Annotated in this window: 17 protein-coding genes and 1 pseudogene; 12 read left to right on the top strand and 6 right to left on the bottom strand. The window is 57.8% G+C overall.

The features are described from left to right. Positions 1–7 precede the first annotated feature (7 nt). The 8 genes and pseudogenes from ACZ1GU_RS10735 to ACZ1GU_RS10700 all read left to right on the top strand — a co-directional run bounded on the left by ACZ1GU_RS10735 (position 8) and on the right by ACZ1GU_RS10700 (position 5380). Positions 8–196 (top strand): hypothetical protein, encoded by a 189-nt coding sequence (locus ACZ1GU_RS10735; protein ID WP_472647984.1) that lies wholly within the window; start codon positions 8–10, stop codon positions 194–196. Continuing rightward, positions 178–510 (top strand): Hsp20/alpha crystallin family protein, encoded by a 333-nt coding sequence (locus ACZ1GU_RS10730; protein WP_472647983.1) that lies wholly within the window; start codon positions 178–180, stop codon positions 508–510. The genes ACZ1GU_RS10735 and ACZ1GU_RS10730 overlap by 19 nt, the downstream gene beginning before the upstream one ends. Positions 511–672: 162 nt before the next feature. Then, the gene (locus ACZ1GU_RS10725; protein ID WP_472647982.1) at positions 673–993 is read left to right on the top strand and encodes an ArsR/SmtB family transcription factor; all 321 of its coding nucleotides are present in this window, start codon (positions 673–675) and stop codon (positions 991–993) included. Between the two features lie 85 nt (positions 994–1078). Beyond that, positions 1079–2009 (top strand): annotated as a pseudogene (locus ACZ1GU_RS10720) (MBL fold metallo-hydrolase). Positions 2010–2138: 129 nt separating this feature from the next. Continuing rightward, a complete protein-coding gene (locus ACZ1GU_RS10715; protein WP_472647981.1) occupies positions 2139–2465 on the top strand; it encodes a YeeE/YedE family protein in 327 nt (108 codons plus the stop codon). A gap of 4 nt (positions 2466–2469) precedes the next feature. Then, the gene (locus ACZ1GU_RS10710; RefSeq protein ID WP_472647980.1) at positions 2470–2907 is read left to right on the top strand and encodes a DUF6691 family protein; all 438 of its coding nucleotides are present in this window, start codon (positions 2470–2472) and stop codon (positions 2905–2907) included. 21 nt (positions 2908–2928) lie between these two features. After that, on the top strand, positions 2929–4689 hold the full coding sequence (locus ACZ1GU_RS10705) for a SulP family inorganic anion transporter (RefSeq protein ID WP_472647979.1): 1761 nt from the start codon (positions 2929–2931) through the stop codon (positions 4687–4689). Positions 4690–4789: 100 nt separating this feature from the next. Then, positions 4790–5380: a CC0125/CC1285 family lipoprotein gene (locus tag ACZ1GU_RS10700; protein WP_472647978.1), complete on the top strand. Its 591-nt coding sequence runs from the start codon at positions 4790–4792 to the stop codon at positions 5378–5380. A 2-nt stretch (positions 5381–5382) separates the two neighbouring features. Here ACZ1GU_RS10700 and ACZ1GU_RS10695 read toward each other — a convergent pair whose 3' ends face one another. The 5 genes from ACZ1GU_RS10695 to ACZ1GU_RS10675 all read right to left on the bottom strand — a co-directional run bounded on the left by ACZ1GU_RS10695 (position 5383) and on the right by ACZ1GU_RS10675 (position 10724). Beyond that, positions 5383–6540 (bottom strand): efflux RND transporter periplasmic adaptor subunit, encoded by a 1158-nt coding sequence (locus tag ACZ1GU_RS10695; protein ID WP_472647977.1) that lies wholly within the window; start codon positions 6538–6540, stop codon positions 5383–5385. Beyond that, a complete protein-coding gene (locus ACZ1GU_RS10690) occupies positions 6540–7001 on the bottom strand; it encodes an ABC transporter permease (RefSeq protein ID WP_472647976.1) in 462 nt (153 codons plus the stop codon). Before ACZ1GU_RS10690 ends, ACZ1GU_RS10695 begins: the two co-directional genes overlap by 1 nt. After that, on the bottom strand, positions 6998–8905 hold the full coding sequence (locus ACZ1GU_RS10685; protein ID WP_472647975.1) for an ABC transporter permease: 1908 nt from the start codon (positions 8903–8905) through the stop codon (positions 6998–7000). The genes ACZ1GU_RS10690 and ACZ1GU_RS10685 overlap by 4 nt, the downstream gene beginning before the upstream one ends. After that, positions 8902–9615, bottom strand: a complete 714-nt coding sequence (locus ACZ1GU_RS10680) for an ABC transporter ATP-binding protein (protein WP_472647974.1) — start codon at positions 9613–9615, stop codon at positions 8902–8904. The genes ACZ1GU_RS10685 and ACZ1GU_RS10680 overlap by 4 nt, the downstream gene beginning before the upstream one ends. Before the next feature lie 86 nt (positions 9616–9701). Then, positions 9702–10724, bottom strand: coding sequence for a sodium:calcium antiporter (locus ACZ1GU_RS10675; RefSeq protein WP_472647973.1), 1023 nt, complete (start codon positions 10722–10724; stop codon positions 9702–9704). Positions 10725–10907: 183 nt separating this feature from the next. Between ACZ1GU_RS10675 and ACZ1GU_RS10670 the strand changes: the two genes are divergently transcribed. The 4 genes from ACZ1GU_RS10670 to ACZ1GU_RS10655 all read left to right on the top strand — a co-directional run bounded on the left by ACZ1GU_RS10670 (position 10908) and on the right by ACZ1GU_RS10655 (position 15909). After that, complete coding sequence (locus ACZ1GU_RS10670; protein ID WP_472647972.1) at positions 10908–11354, top strand: DUF2267 domain-containing protein; 447 nt, start codon at positions 10908–10910, stop codon at positions 11352–11354. 41 nt (positions 11355–11395) lie between these two features. Then, positions 11396–13786, top strand: coding sequence for a phosphoenolpyruvate synthase (gene ppsA / locus ACZ1GU_RS10665; RefSeq protein WP_472647971.1), 2391 nt, complete (start codon positions 11396–11398; stop codon positions 13784–13786). Between the two features lie 23 nt (positions 13787–13809). Further along, on the top strand, positions 13810–14742 hold the full coding sequence (locus tag ACZ1GU_RS10660) for a 1-phosphofructokinase family hexose kinase (protein WP_472647970.1): 933 nt from the start codon (positions 13810–13812) through the stop codon (positions 14740–14742). 90 nt (positions 14743–14832) lie between these two features. Further along, on the top strand, positions 14833–15909 hold the full coding sequence (locus tag ACZ1GU_RS10655; protein ID WP_472647969.1) for an NAD(P)-dependent alcohol dehydrogenase: 1077 nt from the start codon (positions 14833–14835) through the stop codon (positions 15907–15909). Here the strand turns inward: ACZ1GU_RS10655 and ACZ1GU_RS10650 are convergent. After that, the gene (locus tag ACZ1GU_RS10650; protein WP_472647968.1) at positions 15899–17128 is read right to left on the bottom strand and encodes a DUF8173 domain-containing protein; all 1230 of its coding nucleotides are present in this window, start codon (positions 17126–17128) and stop codon (positions 15899–15901) included. The genes ACZ1GU_RS10655 and ACZ1GU_RS10650 overlap by 11 nt on opposite strands. Between the last annotated feature and the right edge of the window lie 105 nt (positions 17129–17233).

Raw genomic sequence — 17233 nt, 5'->3', positions numbered from 1 at the left:
ACAAGACATGGCAGAAGACACGCTGATAGCAAAAGAGTCCGGTGAACACACCGGGCTATCGGACTACCTACGTGAACCGTTCAACCGTTTGCGCGGCGAAGTTGACCGGATGTTCGATGAATTCCCCCGCGTTTCCCGGCAAGCAATCTTGGCGTTCGATATCTCGCATCGCTGCCAATGCCCGCGCTGGAAATGAAGGAAACCGACAAGGAATACCACCTTTCAGTCGAGCTTCCCGGTGTTGCACAGGAAGATGTCGAAATTTCGGTCGAAGGCGATATGCTCATCTTGAAAGGCGAGAAGAAAGCGGAGCGCGAAGAACAAGAGCGCGATTACACAATTTCGGAGCGCAGCTACGGCTCATTCGAGCGCCGAGTGTCGCTCCCGAAGGACAGCGTCGTTGATCAGATTCAAGCGAACTCGGACAATGGTGTGATCCAAATCGTCATCCCTCGCAGTGAAGGTGTGGCGCACGGCGCGCGCAAGATCGAGATTTCTTCCAAGACCTGAATTGGTGCGGTAAATTCGGAGCTTACTCCATTCTATCGATTATCCCGCGTCGGAGGTTTTCGGCGCGGGACCGGCGCTTACTAGTAAAGACATCGGGTAGCAAAAGGCTAGCACGCTAAAATTAGAACTTGCTAATTTAGCAAATGCTAATATACTTGTGTGATGATCACGATGTCCGCCGACCTCAATGAAATGCGCGAGAATGCGGGCGCGGCTGCGGATTTCCTTCGCGCGTTATCCAACAGGCCGCGGCTGCTGATACTCTGCCACCTAGTGGAGGCGGGGGAGCTGCCCGTGCGCGATTTGGTCGATCGCGTCGGGCTCGGCCAATCTGCGCTCTCGCAACATCTTGCCAAGCTGCGCGATCAGGGAATGGTCTCTTATCGCCGTGAGGCACAAACGCTGTTCTATCGCATAGATGACAAGCGGGCAGAACGGATCCTCGAAACCCTCCATGAGATCTTCTGCGCTTCGGAGCCGTGAGGCAATCGCCTAAGGATTAATCCGTATCGCGCCGAGCCTCGACAAGAGGCGAAACACCCTGAGACAATCTGTGACGTTGACGATTATGAACACTGATACAAACATCCAACAGGCAATCGCGCTGGTCGAAAAGACCCTCGCCGGCGACGGTTCCGCTCCCATTGTTGAGGGTTTCTTTCACGAGCCCACTTTCACAGCATCTTACGTAGTCCACGATCCAGCGACCAAGCGGGCGGCGATCATCGATTCCGTCCTGGATTTCGATCAGGCGTCGGGAATGACGTCGACAGGCCATGCTGATCAGGTAATTGGGTATGTGCAGCAGAAAGGGCTCGAGGTCGATTTCATCCTCGAAACTCATGCCCATGCCGATCACCTTTCAGCCGCGCCATATTTGCAGGACAAGCTTGGCGGCAAAATCGTGATCGGACGCCAGATAGTGACAGTGCAGCAAGTTTTCGGGAAGGTCTTCAATGAGGGCACGGAGTTTGCACGCGACGGCTCGCAATTCGATCATTTGGTTGAGGATGGCGAGGTGCTGCAACTCGGTGGTCTTGAGATCATGGCGCTGCACGTTCCGGGCCACACACCTGCGGACCTGGCCTATGTCATCGGCGATGCAGTCTTTGTTGGTGATACGATGTTCATGCCGGATTACGGCACGGCCCGGGCGGACTTCCCGGGCGGTGACGCGCGCGCGTTGTTCCAATCGATTCTGACGCCTGATGGCCTTGCCAGAAAAGACCCGCGTCTTTCTGTGTCACGATTATAAAGCGCCGGGCCGCGATGAGTTCGTTTGGGAGACAACAATTGGTGCTCAGCGTGCATACAACGTGCACGCCCATGACGGGATCGAGGAAGATCAGTTTGTTGCGATGCGGAGCGCGCGCGACAAGAAACTGGGGATGCCCAAGCTTATCCTGCCGTCGATCCAGATCAACATGCGAGCCGGGCATATGCCTGAGCCGGAAGATAACGGCAGGCGTTATCTGAAACTTCCCATCAACGCATTTTAATGGAGGCCGAGATCATGACAGCTCCCGAACCGCTTGATCCGCTCGTCGCATTGGCCGGCGGCTTATTGATTGGTCTTGCTGCCGCGCTGCTACTGCTTTTTTCCGTACCGCATTGCCGGGATCAGTGGCATGGTCGCCAGAGCAACCGGTATTGCTGATACCGGTATCCCTCGCAAACAGGCTCTCGCGTTTGTTCTAGGATTGCCGTTGGGTGGCCTGATCGTGGGCTTGTGGGTCCGCTCGCCGGACATTGTCGTGACGCCCTCAGTGCCGCTGCTAATCGCGGCTGGCTTGCTGGTCGGTTATGGCACGCGAATGGGAAATGGCTGCACCAGCGGTCATGGTGTTTGCGGGGTTTCCCGGCTCTCGCCTCGGTCATTGGCGGCGACAGCCTCTTTCATGTTGATGGGCTTCTTGGTTGTCGCCATCGCCCGCTACATGGTGGTTGGAGGGTAAGGTCATGCGGCAGACATTCATCGCTTTGCTCACCGGCGTCCTGTTCGGTGCTGGACTGGTCGTTTCGGACATGGTCAACCCCGCGCGCGTGCTCGCTTTTCTCGATATCTTCGGCAATTGGGACCCGGCGCTCGCGTTTGTCATGGGCGGTGCAATTATCCCCTCGGCGATCGCCTATTTGGCTTCAAACAAATTACGCCAGCCGCTGCTTGATGGACGCTTCTTTATCCCGGAAAACCGCATTATCGACCGGCAATTGATCTATGGTGCAGCGATCTTCGGTGCCGGGTGGGGCCTGGTCGGCTATTGCCCGGGTCCGGCGATTGCTGGGGTCGCGTTTGGAGACTGGCAGCCGATCGTATTCATTGCCGCAATGCTAGCGGGCATGTGGCTGCACCGCATCTCGAACGACATTATGGCGTCCCGGAAATCGATCGCCTGACGGTCTTCTATGCCAGCTTCAATGAATTTGGCCCGATACCTGCCGGTTCTTGAATGGGGCCGGGAATACGATCGCGGCGCGTTTGGCAGCGACATGATGGCGGCGGTAATTGTCACTATCATGCTCATCCCGCAGAGTCTTGCATACGCGATGCTGGCGGGATTGCCGCCGGTTGTGGGGCTCTATGCATCAATCGTGCCGCTCGTCGCCTATGCCTTGCTAGGTACGAGCCGCACGCTCGCGGTTGGCCCAGTGGCTGTTATTTCGCTGATGACGGCATCGGCTGCGGGGAGCGTCGCTGCTCCGGGAACACCCCAATATCTCGAAGCAGCTATCGCCCTCGCGATGCTCTCTGGCATCATGCTTGCCATCCTCGGGTTCGTGCGAGCGGGTTTTCTCGCCAATCTACTGTCCCATCCGGTGATTTCCGGGTTTATCACGGCGAGTGGCATTCTGATCGCGACCAGCCAGCTGCGGCATATTCTCGGCGGTTCTGGGGGTGGGGCCACCATGCCCGAGCTTGTCGAAAAGCTAGTGGCCAATATCGACGGGTTCAATTTGCCGACCTTCGGTATCGGGTTGGCGAGCCTCGCTTTCCTGTTCTGGGTGCGGAAGGGCGCAAGGCCGTTGCTCATTCGCCTCGGACTACGATCTGGACTCGCTGAAATCATCGCAAAAGCCGGTCCAATCCTAGCGGTGGCCGTGGCCATATTGGCGGTAGTCGCTGGCAATCTGGCTGATCGCGGCGTTGCAATTGTGGGCGCAATCCCGAGCGGCCTTCCGCCCTTCGCCGTCCCACAAATCAATCTGGGCCTGTGGAGCCAGCTGTGGCTACCCGCGTTGCTGATTTCGATCATCGGCTTCGTCGAGAGCGTCTCGGTTGCGCAGACACTCGCGGCAAAGCGTCGCCAACGCATCTCTCCGGACCAGGAACTGGTTGGTCTGGGGGCGAGCAATATCGCCGCGGCCTTATCTGGCGGTTACCCGGTGACAGGTGGATTTGCGCGTTCGGTGGTCAATTTCGATGCCGGCGCCCGCACTCCTGCGGCCGGGGCCTACACTGCGGTTGGGATCGCGCTTGCCTCGGTGTTTCTCACCCCGCTGCTTTTCTCGCTTCCCGTCGCGACGCTGGCCGCGACTATCATCGTCGCAGTGCTCAGCCTTATCGATTTCAAAACGCCGTTTCAGTTGTGGCGCTATTCAAAGAGCGACTTTTCCGCCCATGTCGCAACTATCATCATAACCTTGATGTACGGCGTTGAGATCGGTGTTATCGCGGGTGTGTCGACCGGTCTGATGCTTTATATCTGGAAAGCGTCTCGCCCGCACGCGGCGGTGGTGGGCCGCGTTCCGGGAACCGAGCACTACCGCAATGTCGAGCGGCATGAAGTCATCACCTTCCCGCATATCTTGTCCATCCGCATTGATGAGAGCCTCACTTTTCTGAATGCGCGCTGGCTCGAAGAATATGTGCTTGAGCGCATGGCTGAAAAACCGGAGCTTCGGCACGTGGTTTTGCTCTGCTCAGCGGTCAATTCAGTTGATGCCTCTGGCCTGGAAAGCCTTGAAGCAATCAATCATCGTTTGGCCGATGCCAAGATCAGCCTGCACCTGTCCGAGGTCAAAGGACCAGTGATGGACAAGCTTGCGCAAGCCGGCCTCATCGAGGAGCTGCACGGTCAGGTGTTTCTGTCTCAAGACAAAGCCATCGCCCACCTGATGCAGCGGACAGACGCCGATCCGGCGGGCGAGGATCACTGGCATGCGCGCGGACTGATTTGAACGCATCCCCCTCCGCATCTTCGGAGGTTTACCTATAGTCTCGATCCCCAAGTCACAGCACTCTGATTCTTGCTTTTGCAAAGAATGAGGAGTCGCAGATATGCCTTCGATTACCCGCCGGATAGCACTTGCGGCCACGACTGCGATTATTCTTGCGACCACGGGTTGTGCGATGAACAGCACGCCCTATCAGCCGCTCAGCGCGGGAAGCCGGGTGTCTGGCGGCTATGCTGATGTTCGGATCGACGAAACGCACTATCGCGTGAGTTTCGCCGGAAACCGCCTGACATCGCGAGAAAAGGTGGAAAGCTACTTGCTGTTTCGAGCAGCGGAACTGACCCTGCTCAAGGGATATAGCTATTTCATAATACAGGATCGCGAAGTGGAGCACCAGATTGAACGACAGGTTCGGCCCGACCCACTCTACGATCCTTGGTATTCACCGTATCACACCCATTGGCGTCCTTATTGGCGGTATTATCGCACGGGCCGCGGTTGGTATCATTGGTATCCCTATTACGGCGATCCGTTCTGGGCGACCCGGTACAACGTCCGCACAATCGAAAGATTCGAGGCCAGCGCGGACATCCTCTTGGGCACAGGTGAACGTCCAAACGGCAATCTGCGCAGCTTCGATGCCCGCGAGGTGCTCGACCGTTTGGCTCCCCAGATCGAATACCCAAGCGATTAAGCTCAGTTGCGCGGAGCCACGCGCATACCATCCTCGATCATACTTCCCGGATTGAGGATGACTGTTGCGCCTTCTTCGAGCCCGCTGAGCAATTGGGCATGCTCATCGTTCAGCTGACCCAGTTTCACGGTCGCGACACGGGCGCGTCTGCCCTGTACGGCAAAGACCTGCCATTCACCGTTTGGTCCGCGAAACAGCGAACCGATCGGTAGCCTCAGCGCATCGTCATCGCGCCAGAGTTCAATGGTGGCGTCGACCTGGTACCCGTGGCCAAGTCGTGCGCCTTGTGACGCTGAGGCTTCATCGAACCGGATCACCACATTCACACGCTGCTCTTCGATGCCGAGCGCTGAAATCCGCAACTGTCCGAAGGGCTCGATACGCTCGACCGTGCCGACCAAAGCATTGGGGCCACCCCATTGCGTGATTTCGACGCGATCACCGGGCTTTACTCGAACCGCCTCGCGAGAGAGTAAGTCGACGACAATTTCGATTGTGTCGGGATTGCCGATCGTCATCAAGGGGGTCCCTTCTGCGATCACCCCTTCGCTTTCGTTGATGACGGAGAACACCTCTCCAGAGGCGGGCGTGCGAACGCTCACATTGCCGCCGCTGCCTTCGCCGCTCGGATTGGCAAGCATGGCACGCAGCCGGGCGACATCGGCACGCGCCTGTTGCTGAGCAGAGCGATCAGTAGCGACGCGGGTGCGGGCGGCTTCAAGTTGTGCCTTTGGCAGAAAACCGCGTGCATAGATCTCTTCTGCGCGTTCGAGATCACGTTGTGATTGCTGGTATGCTGCGCTCGTACCAGCTTCAGCCGCCTGTGCTGCAGCAAGCGCGCCGCGCATTTCATCGCGGGTGCGCTGGTCGAGCGGGCTTGATGGCCGTCCAGTCATTTGCGTAACCAGTGCACCCTGCTTCACCGTGTCGCCCGCTTCAAGCTCAATGCGCGAGAGATAGCCGGTAACAGGCGCGGATACGACATAGAGTTCGTCAGCGCGGGTCACGCCGTCATCGGTAATGCCGACACGCATTTCACCCCGAGAGACCGTATCGGTATCGACCGCCACTGCCTCGGGCCAAAACGAATACGCCAGGCCAGCAATCAGCAATGCCGTGATTAAGAGAGCCCAGCGCCAGCGTTTGATCCATTCAATCATTAGTCACGTGCTTTCAGTACTCGGACCATATCGAGCCGCATGACACGTCGCGTCACAACCATTGCAGTGAGCATGGCTGCGATCAGCACGACGATAGCAGACTCGGCGTAGGTCGCATTGGAGGGGGCAAAGGGGAGGCGGAACAGGTCTGATCCAAAGGCTCGCAGCATGAATTGGGCGAGCCAATATCCCGTGAGGAGGCCGACCGGCACTGATATGACCACCAAGAGGGCGATCTCGCCAATCAGCACAATGGCGACTTCGAGACGATGATAGCCAAGCACGCGCAACGTCGCCAACTCATGCGCACGCTCTGAAAACAGGATCCGCGCGCTGTTGTAGACAACCCCGACCGCAATGGCGGAGGCGAAAGCAATATAGAAGATGATCATCGTGTTGATGTTGTCGTCGATCATCTCCTCAAACCGCGACATTTCAAGATCGCGGTCGCCAATACTCAAAACGGTACCGGCATCGCTTTCAGGTCGGTCAAGATATTCTCGCGCTCGGAAGCATCAATCAGCAGCATTGCTGCGCCAACCGGCGCGCCATCCCGGGTCAACGCCCTGATCGTTTCGTCGGTCGCATAGGCGCGCGCGCCGATAAACTCATCGACCATGGCACCGACCGGGAGCAGTGCTTCGGTCCGCCTTCCCCCAAGCATTTTTACATACACGCTGTCGCCAGCTTCCACTTCCAGCTGATCGGCGAGCTGGCGACTGAGCATTAACCCGCCGGGTGGCATCGTAATCACATTGCCGTATTGATCGATCCGCGCGCTCAGTTGCGCGTCGGGAGAAATTGCTTCTAGGGCAGTGCGCTCCAACTTGTTGCCGTTGCTCATTTCGACGGCAAGCCCACGGACTGGTTCGACCCTGAAAACGCCAGGCATCTGCTCCAATTCGAACAGCACATCCTCATTGCGCGCTTCGGTAAAGGTGACCGAAATGTCCTGCTGCTGCGACCGGAAGAAGTAGGATTCGAGCATGAATTCGCTGGAATCGATGAATTGGAGTGTCGAGAAAAGCAGGGCCATTGAAAGGCCTACTCCGCCGACGGTCATTGCCGAACGCGCAGGCCAGCGCGCGATATGCCTCACGATCATATGCCCGATCGCGGTGAAGCCCGCTTTCTGACCCAGACGCTCAACGGCACCGGCTCGATAGACCGGGGGAGGCGGCGGCGACATGGCGACGGCCGGTGTCAGCCGCGCTGCGGACCAAACTCCGCTGATCGCCCCAATGCTGGCCGAGACGATGGCAAGAGCTCCCGCTCCGACGAAGACGCTCGGCGCGAAATTGAAGCGCAGGATCGGGAAATGATAATAGCGCGCGTAAAGCTCTGTCAGTTCGCGAGCCATCCAGACTCCCGCGAGCGCGCCCAGTATGGTTGCCAGGATGGCAATGGCGATGGCGAATTTCAGGTAGTGCGCGGCAATCGCCGTGTCGGAATATCCAAAAGCTTTGAACAGTCCAATCAGCGATCGCTGCGTGCGGATCATCCTGCCCAGTACGACGTAAACAAGGAAGGTCGCCACCAGCAGGAAAACAGGCGGAAAGATCGTCACCATCGCTTCGAGCTGATCAAGCTCGCTGTCTAGAAATATCTGACTGGGGTGGTCTTCGCGGCCAAAGGCACCAGTTCCTCCATAGTTTTCAAGGATTCGGTCGATCGCGCGGATCACATCTGCTTCCGACGCGCCGCGCTGTAGTTTCACCGACAGCGCGTTGATCGCCTCCGTCCTGTCGGTCGCCGCCTCGAGCGCCTTCTCCCCCATCCAGAACACTCCAAAACGCGTGTCGTCCGGAATAAGATCGCCGGGGGCGAGGGCATTTACGTAATTGGGCGCGAAACCAATGCCGACGATCTTGAGGCGCTGCTTGCGACCGTAGATGATCGCGTCGAATTCGTCGCCGGGCCCGACATTGTTGGCGATCGCAAACGCGTTGTCCACGACGACTTCTCCCGGTTGATTGAGCGCCGGCATGCGTCCGGTTTTCAGCGTGACAAGATTGATCTGGTCGCGGCCACGCTCATCGACTGATTGCAACAGTGCGCGCACCGCTTCGACCCGCTCCGGAAAGTCGAGAATGGCATATTGAATGATCGAACCTTGTGCCTGCTGCACGCCTTCGATCGCGGCGATCTGGTCGACCGCGCTGCGCGGAGCGCGGGTCATATTAGCGAACACATCGCCGAAATTGTTTTCTGAATAATAGGCTTCGCGGGTCTCGAACAGCGAGCGGTGAACGCCCACCGAAAGGATAAAGGTCGCCGATGCCGCAGCCAGCACGATGGCGATGGCAAAGGCTTGGCCGCGCATCCGCCACAGATCGCGCAGCAGTTTGAGGTCCAGCGCCTTCACCAGCTGATCTCCGCCGGTCTGATCTTATGCTGATTAGTTTCAATCCGCGCGATAGTGCCATCGAGAAAGTGGAACACCCGGTCCGCCATCGCGGCGATCCCAGCGTTGTGCGTGATGATCAGCAGCGTTGTGTTGAGCTCTCGATTGGCTGCTTCGAGCGTTTCGAGTACTCGCACCCCTGTCTGACTGTCGAGCGCGCCGGTGGGTTCGTCGCAGAGAAGCACGCCGGGCTGTTTCGCGATGGCGCGGGCGACGGCGACCCGCTGCTGCTCGCCGCCTGATAACTGAGCGGGATAATGATGTTTACGCTCGGCGAGCCCGACCAAAGCCAGCGCATCTGCCGGATCCATGGGGTCAGTCGCAATGTCGGTCACCAGACGGACATTCTCTTCCGCTGTCAGGCTGGGGATCAAATTATAGAACTGGAAGATGAAGCCCATATGCGTCCGCCGAAACTTCGTGAGGTCACGGTCATCGAGAGCGGTAAGTTCAGTGTTATCGTAATGGAGTGTGCCCGATGTTGGCTGATCCAAACCACCGACTATGTTCAGAAGCGTAGACTTCCCGCTGCCCGATGGGCCAAGCAGGACGAGGACCTCTCCTTTACGAATGTCGAAATCGACCCCGCGCAAAGCATGAACCTCAGTTTCGCCCGTGACATAGATTTTGCGCAGATCACGCCCTGAAAAAGCGTGCCTTTCCAATTGCATGGTTCCGGATTGGGGTTCGCCTTGCATGACACAAGAATAGCGGGTGCTGCCACTGGCGCGTTACGTAAATGCCACAGGTTCTCTTGCTAGCGCGCAAGTGAGAGAAGCAATGCGACACCGCCAAAATAGACGCATATCGCCGCGATCGAATCCTGCCCCATACGCAGGACAGTCCGGTCTCTCCGCTCGATCAAACCGATCACGAAAATACCCGTGAGAACCAGCGCGAGCATAGCGGCGGCAATTTCAAAACCTCCAGCCTGCTCAATCACGCCTTGCCCGGGCGCAACCACATCAATCGCCAGAATGATGGCAAGATTGAACATGTTCGATCCGAAAATTTCGCCAATCGCAAGCTCGTAACGCTTGTGGCGCATTGCTCCGACAATCGCGCTGGCCTCGGGGAGCGAGGTTGCGGCAGCGATGATCAGCAGGCCGACGACGCTGGCGCCAAGGCCGGTCTCCTCGGCTATCGTCTCGCCCGCATTGGCCAGCGCAACGCCGCCGACGAGAATGACCGATGCAAGACCGGTAAGAGCCAGCGCCAACTTTGTCGTGGAAATGGATTTCTCTCGTGTTTCTTCGGCGACTTCCAGGTCGGGCGGATTGATGACCTGCCACATCGGACGTTGTTCAGCGCGGTGAGAGATGAACAGAGCGACCAGAACACAGCCGAAAATTGCGATCGACCAGAAGCTTGCGAGTCCGCCAAAATCTCCACCACCTATGCCAATGGCCGCGCCGACGAAGGCGAACAAGGTCATGCCTAAAACGCCCTGAATCAGAGTTACTGGGCGCGCGACCACCGATGTCAGTGCACGGCTGCCCAGCACCATATCTGCCAGCGCGAGAAGCAACAGGTTGAGGCTCGCACTACCAAGAATGTCGTTCAGCGATAGCAATGGTACGCCGATGGCGGCGGCGGTCGTGCCAGTTGCTAGTTCGGGCAGGGATGTGATCCCTCCCAGCACGAGCATTCCGGCCAGCCCCTGTCCAACGCCAGTCTTGTCGCTCAATGCTACGACATAGCCTGGCAAACGCGTGCCCGCCCACCAGACTGCCGACGCTGCGAGAATGAAGACAAAAACTGTCTGCCAGAGAACGCTCATCCTTTGACATTCTGCGCAATCTCGCGAGCCAAATATCCGTAGATGTCCGTGGCCCGCCCACACAATCCAGAGGCGCGTTCAGGCAAACCAGCCACCCTCGGTCATTTGCGTAGTTACGCGCGTGCGCGCCGCACATAGCCTCCAGAAATGCCTCGTTTGGCGAGGATCAGATCGGAGAACCTCATGAGCACCACAATTCTACCTCTGTTCGATAAATCGTTGCAGACAACCGCCATCTGGCTGGATGAGATCCAGTCTGAGATCGGCCCCGACCGGGCTTTCGCCTGGCGGGTCCTGTCGGTTGTGCTGCAAAATCTGCGCGATCACTTGCCTTTAGAACTGACCGCTCACTTCGGCGCGCAGTTACCGATGATCGTACGTGGCACATTCTATGAGCGGTTCGACCCCACCGGCATTCCAAAGAAGTCGGACAGCGCGGAAGATTTTCTGGCTTCGATTTCCCGCGATCTTATGGGCACACGCGGCGTTGATCCGCGCGAAGCGGTGCATGCCGTATTCGGTGTTCTCGACCGCCATCTGTCGCGCGGCCAGATAGACAAGGTCATCCGCTCGCTACCGCGCGGGATTAGAGCGATGTGGCCAGAGGCAGAGGTGGCTGAGCAGGATTGATCCCAGACATTGTCGGAAAGCTCAGAAAGGCTGGGGCGAGTATGAAGGCTGATCAGATCATTCGTTGGTTCGAAACGCTTTCTCGTGGTGACGTTGCAATCGTGGGCGGCAAGAACGCGTCACTCGGGGAGATGATCGGAACGCTTGCTGAAAAAGGTATTCGGGTTCCACCGGGATTTGCAACGAGTGCGAGCGTGTTCCGCGAATATCTTTCAATCAACAATCTTGATGCACTGCTTGAGAAGGAATTGGCCAAATATCACAATGGCCGGAATTCATTGCCTCAAACAGGTCAAACGATCCGCAATGCGATCGCTGGAGGCACGTGGCCAGAGAAGATCGAGCAGGCGATCCGCGCCGCCTATCGGGAGCTTTGTGATCGTGCCGGTGGAGAGATAACCAGTGTCGCGGTCCGCTCTAGTGCCACAGCCGAAGACCTGCCTGATGCGAGCTTTGCCGGTCAGCAAGAGACGTTCCTTAATGTAGTCGGAGAGGAGGCTTTGCTGGAGGCGTGTAAGCGCTGTTTTGCCTCGCTCTACACCGATCGCGCTATCGTCTACCGCGAGCTGAAAGGTTTCGCGCACGAGGCAGTCGCTCTCTCCGTCGGTGTGCAGCAAATGATCCGTGCCGATGAGGCGGGGGCAGGGGTCATGTTCTCCATCGATACTGAGACTGGGTTCGACCAAGTGGTGCTCATCAATGCGGCCTGGGGTCTGGGTGAAAGCGTGGTGCAGGGCACAGTCGAACCCGACGAATACCATGTGTTTAAACCGTTTCTTCAGGACAAATCGCTGATCCCGATTATCGAGAAGAGATGCGGATTGAAGCAGCGCAAGCTGGTCTATTCCAAGGAAGAAGGCGGCACACGCTTGGTTGATACAAGCAGCGCCGATCGCCAATCTCACGTATTGAGCGATGCAGAAATCCTGGCACTTGCGCGCTGGGCGTCAATTATCGAGCAGCACTATGGCTGTGCGATGGATATCGAATGGGCCAAGGATGGCATAGATGGTGATCTTTACATCGTTCAGGCTCGGCCAGAGACGGTGCAAGCTCATGGCCGTGTAGGTGTTCTGAATACATCCAAGGTGCTTGAGCCGGGACGCGTGCTGACCAGGGGACAGGCTATCGGGTCGGGCGCGGCCAGCGGTCCGGTCTGCATCATCTCGGTCGCAGACGAGATTGAACGCTTCGTCGAGGGCTCGGTTCTTGTCACGGGCGTCACCGATCCCGACTGGGTTCCGATCATGAAGCGCGCGGCGGCGATTGTGACTGATCATGGCGGGCGCACATCCCACGCTGCTATCGTCAGTCGCGAGCTGGGCGTCCCCGCGATTGTCGGATGCGGCGACGCAACAGCCAAACTGGGAAAAGGGGAGGAAATCACCGTCAATTGCACGCAGGGGGATCGCGGTCTGGTCCATGATGGTGCGGCTGAAATCAGGGAAGAGAGCATCGACCTTTCATCTCTGCCCGACACTCGCACGAAGGTTATGCTCAACCTCGCGGATCCCGGTGCGGCCTATCGCTGGTGGAAACTGCCCGCCAATGGTGTGGGATTAACTAGGATGGAGTTTGTCATTTCCAATCGGGTCAAGGTGCATCCAATGGCACTGCTCGAGCCCGAGCGTATCGCTGACCCTCGCGAGAAGGTCGTGATCAGGCAATTGACCCGCGGTTTTGAAAGCCCGAGCGAATACTTTGTTGATCGTCTCTCACGCGGGCTCGCGCGGATCGCTGCCCTGCAGTTCCCGAATCGCGTCATCATCCGGTTCAGCGACTTCAAATCGAACGAATATGCCGATCTCGTCGGTGGCCGTGCTTTTGAGCCTTTCGAAGAAAATCCAATGCTCGGATTCCGTGGGGCATCGCGATACATCTCGCCCCTGTTCCAAAAAGCCTTTGCTCTCGAATGCGAGGCAATTCGGCGATTGCGAGACCAAATGGGCTTCACCAATGTCGCAGTAATGGTTCCGTTCTGCCGCACGGTGGGTGAAGCGGATCAGGTGCTGGCTGAAATGGCCTCCAACGGCCTCGAACGTGGCAAAGACGGACTTGAAGTGCTCGTTATGTGCGAGGTGCCCAGCAATGTCATACTCGCCGCAGACTTCGCTCAACGTTTCGACGGTTTTTCGATTGGCAGCAACGATTTAACACAACTCACACTCGGGATTGATCGCGATTCCGAGCTGCTGGCTGAGCAATTCGATGCGCGGGATCCTGCGGTCAAATGGATGATCGAGCACGTCATCGCTGAGGCGCATAGGAATGGCGCGAAGGTCGGAATCTGTGGACAGGCACCGAGTGATCATCCCGAATTTGCCGAGTTCTTGGTCGGCTGCGGGATCGACTCCATCTCTGTCACTCCGGACAGCTTCGTCGCGGTTAAAAACCATGTTGCGGTCGCGGAAGCGGCACAGACCAACGATTAGGGCCAAGCAGGAGCTGCCAAGCCATGATGAACATCGCCACGCTGACGCTCAACCCGACCATCGACATCGCGTACACCGTTGAAGAATTAGCGCACACTGACAAGCTGCGCACCCCTCCGCAAATCGTCGATCCGGGCGGTGGCGGGCTGAATGTCGCGCGTGTGTTTGTGCGCATGGGCGGCAATGCTCGCTGCATTTACCTGTCCGGAGGCGCCACGGGCGTCACGCTCGATGCGCTGCTCGACCTGCACCAATTGGTCCGCGAGAAAATTGCAATCACCGGCGAGACGCGTATCAGCACCGTTATTTGCGACGCGTCGACCGGTGATGAATATCGCATCGTGCCCGCCGGACCAGAGGTAAGCGAGGCCGAGTGCGCCCAGTGCCTCCACCGCATTGGCGAGATAAATTGCGATTACTTGGTGATGAGCGGTTCGCTTCCGCGCGGGGTGCCAGCCGATTTCTATGCCAAGGCCGCTACAATTGCGCATCGGCGCGGAATTCGAACGGTGCTAGATACATCAGGCGAAGCCCTTAAAGCGGCTGTCGCAGGTGGAGGGCTTGAGCTGGTCAAGCCAAACCTCAAGGAATTCCAGGAACTCATTGGCGAAAAGCTGACCGATCTTGAAGCGGTTGGTAAAGCAGCACGAGAAATCGTCATCGCTGGCGGTGCCAGGCTCGTCGCGGTGAGTATGGGTGAACGCGGCGGTGTCCTAGCGAGAAGAGACGGCGTTACCTTCGTCGACGCGCCCGAGGTCGAAACGAAGAGCACGGTGGGTGCAGGGGATAGCTGTGTGGCTGCGATGGTGCATGGACTTGCGCGCGGTTTGTGCGACGAGGACGCCTTCAGGCTGGGCGTTGCTTCCGGGACGGCAGCTCTCATTACACCGGGCACTGGTCTCGCCGCCGCCGACGACATCGAGGCCCTTTACCAAAGGTCGCATGCAGCATGCTGACGCTACCGGATCGCTAAGGCGATCTGCGTAATTACCCTCGAAATTCAAAGCGGCAATGTTCGCTCCGCAATTCACTTAAGGAGCAAGACAATGGCCGAACTCATGAAAGCTGCAATCTTTATCGAACCGGGGCGGATCGTGTTGGGGGAGAAGCCGATACCCAATGTGGGACCGCTCGACGCGCTCATTCGTATCACCACGACAACAATTTGCGGAACCGATGTTCATATTCTGAAAGGCGAATACCCGGTCGAAAAAGGCCTCACCGTCGGGCATGAGCCGGTGGGCGTTATTGAGAAGCTCGGCTCCGCCGTAACCGGCTATGAAGAGGGGCAGCGGGTCATCGCAGGGGCAATAACGCCATCAGGAACATCTTATGGCTCGCTTTGCGGCTGTCACGCGCAATGCGGCGGGCAAGGCAAGCACGGTCTCAAGGCGATTGGCGGCTGGCGCTTTGGCAATACGATTGACGGGTGTCAGGCTGAATATCTGCTGGTCCCCGATGCGATGGCAAATCTGGCACCCATTCCAAACGGTCTTACCGACGAGCAAGTGCTAATGTGCCCCGATATTATGTCGACCGGCTTTAGCGGGGCGGAATCGGGCAAAATCAAGATCGGCGATACCGTTGCCGTGTTTGCGCAAGGTCCGATTGGCCTGTGCGCGACCGCCGGGGCTCACATGATGGGTGCCACCACGATCATTGGCGTTGAGACCCTGCCTGAGCGGCAGGAAATGGCCCGCAAGATGGGAGCCACCCATATCGTGGATTTCAACAAGGTTGATCCCGTCGATGAAATTATGAAAATTACTGATGGACGCGGTGTCGATGTCGCAATTGAGGCTTTGGGATTGCAAGAGACATTCGAAGGGGCCATGCGCGTCTTGCGTCCCGGCGGCACCTTGTCGTCACTCGGCGTGTATTCGGGCGATCTCACCATTCCTTTGGAGCCGCTTGCTGCTGGCCTCGGCGATCATACCATCCGCACCACGCTTTGCCCCGGAGGCAAGGAGCGCATGCGGCGGCTGATGGATGTAGTCGCCTCCGACCGGGTCGATGCGGGGCAATTGGTAACCCACCACTACCCGCTCGACTCGATCGAAGACGCCTACGAACTCTTCTCGCACCAACGTGATGGTGTGCTGAAGGTCGCGATCAGGCCGTAGCGAGCGATGGCCCGGCTGTGGGAGAACCTGGCTTAGCTGCCGAGAGAGTTCCCGCCGCCTGGCGCAGCAACGCCCCAAGCCCAAACAGCATCGTAAACAGCATAACGAGCAGTCCCAGGAACGGGATCATGGCGAGCGCGAACAGGACAACCACCCCGCCCAAGGGCCATCCTATCCGCTCGACAAGGCTCTGGGCAGGACCTGTCTTCTTCGTCAAGGCAGTGCGGCCAGCCATGCCGACAAAATGTGCTGTGACGGCAACCGCCACTGGCGTGAGCACAAGTGAAGCGAAGAAAAGGAATGCGGCAAGCGGGATGCCCAATGCCGTCCAAAACAAGAAGAACCCGAGCACTGGTACAATGACAGCGAAGAGCACTCCGATGCCAAGCGCCTTGAGAGGTGTGGTCTGGAGCATGTGTGATGTGCGCTGCATCAATCCCGGCAGGGCGATCACGAGCAATGCAGCGATCACGAAATAGCTGATAAGGATTGAGAGGCCGAAATGGACAAAGAAAGAACTGAGCCCAGTACCGAACTCTTCGGCGTTGTAGCTATCCGTTGAAGTTAGTTTTGTCTGCTCACCTTCGATCACTGCTGCCGGATCTATCGTCAGCGCTTCTCCGCGATACAGCAAGTCACCAGCGATGCGGGCTTGTGGGCCGAGCACGATAGAATTCCCGGTAAGCCGTGCATTGCCACCGACGGTCGAATTGATGAAAATCTCGTTCGCACCAATGCGCAGGTCTTGCCCCACAGGCGCATCAAATCGTACCTCGCCTCCTGCAATCACAGCGGTCCCGGCAATATTGAAATTCTCCCCTGCGACAATCTCGCCCCCGGCAACGATGACATCATCGGCGACGGTGGCTGCGTTCAGCTGAATATTGCCGCCCGCAGCGATCACATCTTGGACGGTAGCCTCTGAGACTGTCACATCTCCACCGGCGAGGAACAGATGGTCGGCATTAGCTCCTTTGGCTTCGACTGTGCTGCCCGCCGCGAACAGATCATCGCTCGTGCTTTGCGAGGCGGTGACTTTTTCCCCTGCAAGAAAGACCATGTCGTCTTCAGCGTTTGTCTCTTGCGTGGCATTGGCAGCGTTCGCTGTCGGTGCTGTATCGTCTTGTCCGATAGAACTTGCCGGCAACATTAGAGCGCCCACGGCGATCATGAACGGGGCAGCTAGGCATTTGGGTGACCCAAAACGTGAAATTGGCATAGCGAATTCCTCCTACTCCGGGAATTCTGGCGCGAAGGCCATCTCGCCAACATCCGTAAATAACCGGAGGTCATCGAATGATCATGCGAGCTATTTCGAAAAGCC

It is taken from the genome of Erythrobacter sp. HA7-11 (genome assembly GCF_055693605.1).
The sequence above is the reverse complement of the archived record's forward strand: the minus strand, read 5'-3'. Positions and strand labels throughout refer to the sequence as shown.

Bases quoted from the DNA above. Each gene is read 5' to 3' on its own strand.
- ACZ1GU_RS10735 (WP_472647984.1), top strand. From the start codon at position 8: ATGGCAGAAGACACGCTGATAGCAAAAGAGTCCGGTGAACACACCGGG.
- ACZ1GU_RS10730 (WP_472647983.1), top strand. From the start codon at position 178: ATGCCCGCGCTGGAAATGAAGGAAACCGACAAGGAATACCACCTTTCA.
- ACZ1GU_RS10725 (WP_472647982.1), top strand. From the start codon at position 673: ATGATCACGATGTCCGCCGACCTCAATGAAATGCGCGAGAATGCGGGC.
- ACZ1GU_RS10715 (WP_472647981.1), top strand. From the start codon at position 2,139: ATGGTCGCCAGAGCAACCGGTATTGCTGATACCGGTATCCCTCGCAAA.
- ACZ1GU_RS10710 (WP_472647980.1), top strand. From the start codon at position 2,470: ATGCGGCAGACATTCATCGCTTTGCTCACCGGCGTCCTGTTCGGTGCT.
- ACZ1GU_RS10705 (WP_472647979.1), top strand. From the start codon at position 2,929: ATGAATTTGGCCCGATACCTGCCGGTTCTTGAATGGGGCCGGGAATAC.
- ACZ1GU_RS10700 (WP_472647978.1), top strand. From the start codon at position 4,790: ATGCCTTCGATTACCCGCCGGATAGCACTTGCGGCCACGACTGCGATT.
- ACZ1GU_RS10695 (WP_472647977.1), bottom strand. From the start codon at position 6,540: ATGATTGAATGGATCAAACGCTGGCGCTGGGCTCTCTTAATCACGGCA.
- ACZ1GU_RS10680 (WP_472647974.1), bottom strand. From the start codon at position 9,615: ATGCAATTGGAAAGGCACGCTTTTTCAGGGCGTGATCTGCGCAAAATC.
- ACZ1GU_RS10675 (WP_472647973.1), bottom strand. From the start codon at position 10,724: ATGAGCGTTCTCTGGCAGACAGTTTTTGTCTTCATTCTCGCAGCGTCG.
- ACZ1GU_RS10670 (WP_472647972.1), top strand. From the start codon at position 10,908: ATGAGCACCACAATTCTACCTCTGTTCGATAAATCGTTGCAGACAACC.
- ppsA (WP_472647971.1), top strand. From the start codon at position 11,396: ATGAAGGCTGATCAGATCATTCGTTGGTTCGAAACGCTTTCTCGTGGT.
- ACZ1GU_RS10660 (WP_472647970.1), top strand. From the start codon at position 13,810: ATGATGAACATCGCCACGCTGACGCTCAACCCGACCATCGACATCGCG.
- ACZ1GU_RS10655 (WP_472647969.1), top strand. From the start codon at position 14,833: ATGGCCGAACTCATGAAAGCTGCAATCTTTATCGAACCGGGGCGGATC.
- ACZ1GU_RS10650 (WP_472647968.1), bottom strand. From the start codon at position 17,128: ATGCCAATTTCACGTTTTGGGTCACCCAAATGCCTAGCTGCCCCGTTC.